This is a genomic window from Mesorhizobium sp. M4B.F.Ca.ET.089.01.1.1, assembly GCF_004022605.1.
GTDB lineage: Bacteria > Pseudomonadota > Alphaproteobacteria > Rhizobiales > Rhizobiaceae > Mesorhizobium > Mesorhizobium abyssinicae.
On the sequence record NZ_RZOS01000906.1, the window covers coordinates 1 to 1,061 of the forward strand.

At 58.2% G+C, this 1,061-nt stretch carries 2 protein-coding genes; both read left to right on the forward strand.

All coding sequences use genetic code 11. The features are described from left to right. On the forward strand, positions 1 to 224 hold a 224-nt coding region (locus EN780_RS39895), incomplete at its 5' end, for a hypothetical protein (protein WP_210215086.1). Between the two features lie 140 nt (positions 225 to 364). Beyond that, entirely contained in the window at positions 365 to 613 is a 249-nt protein-coding gene (locus EN780_RS34925; RefSeq protein ID WP_128276517.1) for a hypothetical protein, read from the forward strand. Positions 614 to 1,061: the final 448 nt, after the last annotated feature.

Here is a 1,061-nt window from a genome sequence, read left to right on the forward strand (position 1 = left end):
GGGGCTGCCGCAACTTTCGAGTTCTAACCCTGTCGCTTTGCGGGTACAGGGACATCCATCTTGAGCGCTGCCTTGATGATCATCATTCGATCTTAGCCCGTTTCGACGGCCTTTATCTCGTTGTCGCGGACGTAGGCTTGAAACGGATCGGCTTGCAGTCCCTCGATTGTCCCTTCGCCCGGTTCTGGAAAATCGCCCATCGACGGCCGCCTCAGCCCGCGTGACCGCCGCCAGGCGGCCCACCCTGAACACTGCGAAGGTACCAAAAGTGAGGCCCACCTCCCGTTGCCAATCAGGCTTTTTGACAGCCGTGATGCAGTAGCGCAGTTTGCTTTTGCTGGTGGGCCCGTCCGCGTACTGGACCATGGCGGAAGCCGATCAAATTCTCTCCGCCCTTGCAGGGTTCTCGCACGAAGCCCGTGATTGGAAATATGAAGCTGTTGGATCCGGCCGCAACCGTGAAATCGTCTGCATCCATAAGCTTGCTCACCAAGCTTGGGCTTGGCCGGGAGCGACCTCGTTGCAGGCGTTGACCATTCTTTCGGCCAGATTGCGAGGGCTCGCCGCCACAACGATTACCCAGCCCCGACGGCTTGATCTGGGAATTTCGTAGTTGCAGTCGAGGATGCTGGCGGATCCATGTCCGACAAGACGGCTATAGGGTCTTACGAGTTCGTTCTCCAGCAACGGGTCGCCAGCCTTGATTTCGGAACTGGATGAGGGTTATCAGGGCTTTCGCTGCCGATCACGTAGCGTGCACCGGCGGCGAACCGTTGTTGGAGGTCGCTTGCCGTACTCGCGACGAGATCGGCACTGTGTGCCAATCCGCTAAATGCGATCGTCAAGGCCGATCCGATCAGTGCGATCGCAACTGACCTCATGATTCCCGCTGAAACAGGTAATGGCATGCAAGAAATCCTCCTAAGGAGCCGTGTTCAAGCGCATCTCCGTTCCGGTGGCACAAAGCCTACGTTGATGACCCTGCCAAGCCCCGTGTTGCGGCAATCGAAATGCATGATGTCTCCGCTAGCGCTTGGGCCAAAATCCGAGGCTCCCCAGGC